Origin of the sequence: Acetobacter lambici (assembly GCF_011516885.1) — a bacterium.
GTDB lineage: Bacteria > Pseudomonadota > Alphaproteobacteria > Acetobacterales > Acetobacteraceae > Acetobacter > Acetobacter lambici.
In genome coordinates this window covers 1-1,436 of the sequence record NZ_WOTD01000128.1, presented here as the reverse complement: position 1 = coordinate 1,436, position 1,436 = coordinate 1, and the positions used below count along the sequence as shown (strand labels likewise).

Here is a 1,436-nt window from a genome sequence, read left to right as displayed (position 1 = left end):
ACAGCGGCGCTAGCGCAGAATGCGGAGACGCAGTTGGAGCAGGACCGCCGCCGCCTTGGCAATTCGGGTCCGCTTGTGTCCGAAGTAGACCCTGCCACGGTGCGGGACAGCATGCGCGCGGCAGAAGCCGCCGCCTCCAAAAATGATGAGGACCACCCCGATCTGAGCGACCACCTGCTGGGCAACATCTGGGGGGCGCGTGACTGGATGGCCCGCCACGGCATAACACTCGATATTCAGGAAGTGGACGAACTGTGGGGCAATACCTCGGGTGGCAGCGCATCGGGGAATGATGGCGCCAGTGGCTCGGGCACAGGCCCCGCCTATGACGGCATGACCATGCCAACACTGACCGTGGACCTGGAAAAACTGATCGGCCTCAAGGGCGGGCTGTTCAACATCAGCGCGCTCCAGTTGCGCGGGCGCTCCATCTCGCAGGACCATCTGGGCGTTTACAACCCGGTCTCCGGGTTCGAGGCTGATCGCTCCACCCGCCTGTTCGAACTGTGGTACCAGCAGTCCTTCCTTGGCGGTAAGCTTGACGTCAAGATCGGGCAGCAGGATCTGGATACCGAATTCCTGATCAGCGATTACGGCAGCCTTTACCTCAACTCCAACTTCGGCTGGCCCATGGCCCCATCGGTCAACCTGTATGCGGGTGGGCCGTCATGGCCGCTGGCCTCCCCCGCCGTGCGGATCCGCTACCGGCCCACGGACCAGTTTACCGTCATGTTTGCCGCAGCCGATGACAACCCGCCGGGCAATACGTCCGATTCCTTTGGTATCCAGAATGGCGGGCAGAGCAACCCGGCCGATCCCACCAACCAGAACGCCAACGGCAATGCCTCGGGCACAAAGTTCAACATGGGCACGGGCGCGCTGCTCATGACCGAACTGCAATACGCCATTAACCCCCAGCCCGATGACATGTCCAAGGTCACCAAGGACCCCGGCCTGCCCGGTATTTACAAGCTGGGTGGTTTTTACGACACGGGGCGCTTCCCCGATTACCGCTACAACACGGCGGGCCAGTCGCTTGGGGCCAATGGTGGCGAGCCACGCATGGATCGGGGCAACTGGATGGTTTACGGCATTGTGGACCAGATGCTCTGGCGGCCCTCGCTCCAGTCCGCCCGGTCCGTGGGTGTGTTTGCACGCGCCACCGGCAACAATGGCGATCGCAACATGATCAGCTTTGCCGTGGATGCGGGTGTGAACCTCAAGGCCCCTTTCAAGGGGCGTGACAACGATACGGTGGGCGTGGGCTGGGGCCTTGGCCGCGCCACCTACGGCCTGCGCAACTATGATCGCACGGGAGGCTCCCACCCGCAGGGGACGGAAAACCATCTGGAAGTCACCTATCAGGCGCAGGTCATGCCGTGGTGGGTCATGCAGCCGGACTTCCAGTATATCTGGAACCCGTCAGGCGGCATAGC

The 1,436-nt window shown here is 62.7% G+C and carries 1 protein-coding gene; it reads left to right on the top strand.

What is annotated here, in order from left to right; genetic code table 11:
• A partial coding sequence (locus GOB86_RS15425; RefSeq protein WP_165993539.1) for a carbohydrate porin occupies positions 1 to 1,436 on the top strand: 1,436 nt, incomplete at both ends.